The organism is Thalassospira sp. MCCC 1A01428 (assembly GCF_002115825.1).
Taxonomy (GTDB): Bacteria; Pseudomonadota; Alphaproteobacteria; order Rhodospirillales; family Thalassospiraceae; genus Thalassospira.
In genome coordinates this window covers 1-3,166 of record NZ_JFJZ01000107.1, presented here as the reverse complement: position 1 = coordinate 3,166, position 3,166 = coordinate 1, and the positions used below count along the sequence as shown (strand labels likewise).

At 50.8% G+C, this 3,166-nt stretch carries 2 protein-coding genes and 1 pseudogene; 2 read left to right on the top strand and 1 reads right to left on the bottom strand.

All coding sequences use genetic code 11. From position 1 onward, the window contains the following. Window positions 1–952: pseudogene (locus THS27_RS25935) on the bottom strand (hypothetical protein); the annotation flags it as partial. A gap of 336 nt (window positions 953–1,288) precedes the next feature. On the opposite strand from THS27_RS25935, the gene THS27_RS25930 reads away from it, so the two are divergent. Together THS27_RS25930 and THS27_RS25925 are read left to right on the top strand one after the other, a co-directional pair. Further along, window positions 1,289–1,870: a PadR family transcriptional regulator gene (locus tag THS27_RS25930; RefSeq protein ID WP_085595870.1), complete on the top strand. Its 582-nt coding sequence runs from the start codon at window positions 1,289–1,291 to the stop codon at window positions 1,868–1,870. Window positions 1,871–1,944: 74 nt separating this feature from the next. After that, a complete protein-coding gene (locus tag THS27_RS25925; RefSeq protein WP_085595868.1) occupies window positions 1,945–3,150 on the top strand; it encodes an efflux RND transporter periplasmic adaptor subunit in 1,206 nt (401 codons plus the stop codon). Window positions 3,151–3,166 lie beyond the last annotated feature (16 nt).

Here is a 3,166-nt window from a genome sequence, read left to right as displayed (position 1 = left end):
TGTCCAGAAAGTGACGAATCGACGACTCTGGAGCCCCTGAATTTCCGCCATTTATTTTTTCAGCATCACCTTTATCATATAAACTGCTTAATCCCGAATTTGCCCCATCTGATGATATTGCCCCGGTAACCACGGCATTAACATCACCATCCCCCTCAAGATCATTCGCAAGACGATCCCCGTCGGGGTCGTCCCAATCGGGTAAAACAAAAACAACCTGCTGGGTGGCAAGGGTGTAGCTAAGCCAGAAAAACACCAGCAAAAATGCCACGTTCAAAAACTGGAACGACCAAACTTCATTTTGATCGTGCAAATCGCCAGCAACTTTGGGAACAAAGAAGACCAGAAAAATAAATAATACACTGCCAAGCACATTACGCAGCCATCGTGCCATGTCATCGCGCCGGGCCCCCAGTTGTTTTTGCACCTGCCGAAAATAACGGGCAGCGACACGCCACAACAACACGACATAAATCACCGCTTGCAGGTTGATCCCGAAATATATGGTATTAAAAACCCCGGACATTAACGGACTGCTGGCTGCCGCAAGTTCATAGGTCAATTGACCATTGGCAGATGGTACGGGAATACCGACCAAAAGCCAGAACGTCAAATTTGCCACAACCGGCACAATTACCAAATGCCATCCATACCGGATTCGAACCACACCGGCTGCTTCGCAAAAATACAGATAGATTGCCGGGGCGATAACGAAATTAAACGGTTGAAAAATCAGCTCGCTATAATAATTGACCGAAGTCGAGCCAAATACGTCAACAACATCCTCAATCAGGTTAGCACATACCGCTGCGATAAAAAGAATCATCCAGCGGTTAGCCCGATAGGCCCTGCGCCCTTCAGATAAAAGCAAAACGCAAAAAAAGGCCGCCTGTAAAAGCCCCAGAACCGAGATGAACATCTCGACACCCTGATAGAAACTGACTGTATTCAAAATATTTCCATCCTGCACACCCGGTATGTCCCTTTCGCCTGCAACTATAAATCACGGGCATCAATCATGCTGGCTAGATTGTATCTAATCTATATGACCGAATGCATTTTTGCGCGTCCGACCCTGCATAAACGGACGCACTATTCCAATTTTTCAGCCAATTTCCACGTCACGAAATAATCAAGACCTATGTGTTGCCCTAAAAACCACTCCCGACCGCGAGATAAGGCCCAGGTAAATAAACCTTGGCGTTGACTATATCGAACCATCATACTACAAACCAATATATATCGAACTGTCATATATAGTGCATCATAGAAAGTAGCAGTTACAGTAATGGACATTCGGTCGTTATGCCTTGGCGCCCTGATGGCGGGCGACGCCAGCGGATATGAAATTCGCAAGATGTTTGAAGATGGCGTATTCAGCTTTTTTCAAATGGCATCACTAGGGTCGATATATCCTGCCCTGACAAAACTAAGTCAGGACGGGCTGGTTACCTTTACCGAACAGGAACAGGAAAACCGCCCGGATAAAAAAGTTTACCGCCTGACGGCAGAAGGACGGCGCAGCTTTTTGCGCACCCTGTTTCAAACCCGCCCCGGCGAAGATCGATACCGGTCCGACATTTTGTTCATGCTGTCTTTTGCCGATGAACTTCCCGTGGAGTTGTGCGAGGCCCTGATTGACGAATATGCCGCACGCCAGGAATTAATGCTGGACCGCATTTCATCACCGGACAAACACGCCAAAACCAGCCCCGATGCCACAGAAAACGATGCCGCGCATCATGATGCCGGTTGTGAATTCATAAGCGGATTGGGCGATGCAGTTTGCCGGGCAACGCTGGATTTCATTGCAAAAAACAAACAGCCATTTTTGGCCGACATTCGAAAACGCCGTTCGCGGAAACCCTGACAGGGTCAATCCGCGCTGAATAAAACGACGACAGAAAACAACTTAGGCACAGGTCTTTTAGGAACGCGAACCCAATGAATGCTTCACGTTTGATCGCAATTGCGCTGATGGTCGGCGCTGTTTTATGGATTGGTTCAAGCTTATTGCCAGGTGAAGACCCCGCAGCAGCAAATACCACGGATACCGCAGCAACCGGCCCCGAAGCGGGCAGTGGTTCAACCAGCAATGAACCCGCCCCTTCTGTGCGGGTTATGGCATCGCGCGCCCGGGATCATGTCAATGAACTGGTCCTGACCGGCAGCACCGAGGCCGCCGTTAAATCCGACATTCGCGCCCAGACATCATCACGTGTGATTGAAATTGGTGTGGAAAAAGGCGCACGGGTTAAAAAAGGTGACGTTCTGGTGCGCCTTGCCGCCGATGACCGCCCTGCCCGCCTTGACAAGGCCCGTGCCCTGGTGGACCAACGTGCCCTGGAATATGACGGTGCCCTAAGCCTGGCCAAAAAGGACTATCGGTCTAAAACCGGGGTCGCGCAATCCAAAGCCGAGCTTGAAGAAGCCCGTGCCGATTTAAAGGCCATCGAAGTGGAGCTGGCACAAACCACCATCCGCGCCCCGTTTGATGGTGTCATTGAAACCCGCCCGGCCGAAATGGGGAACCTTATTTCAATTGGCGATACCATTGCCACGGTGATCCAGGCCGATCCCATGCTGGTGGTCGCCCATGTCCCGGAACATTCAATTGGCCTGATCCATGTTGGGCAAATGGCCCATGTGCGCCTGTTTGACGGCAGCATCAAACAGGGTGTCGTGCGCTATACCGCCCTTGCCAGCAACAACGAAACCCGCACCTACCGGATCGAAGTTGAACTTGATAATCCCGATTTTGCCATTCCTGATGGCATGACAGCGGAACTGGTTATTCCGGTTGGCTCGGAAAAGGCCCATCAGATTGCGTCATCATCGCTAACGTTAAATGACGACGGCGAATTGGGCGTGCGCGGCGTTGAAAACGACAAGGTGGTCTTTTACCCGGTAACATTGCGCGGCGGTGATCGTGAACATGTCTGGATTACCGGCCTTCCCGACCAGATCGATCTTATTGTGGTTGGTCAGGACTGGGTTAAAGAAGGCACCACGGTAACCATTGACCGGATTGATCATATTCCAACCAGCATGCAACAGGGCGGAAATACGAACAAGTCCGCGACAGGCACCGATGCCGCCGTGCCGACCCCGGAAAATTCTGCGCAACAGCCGCAAAATGCTGGCAACTAGGCTCAGGACCTATTAA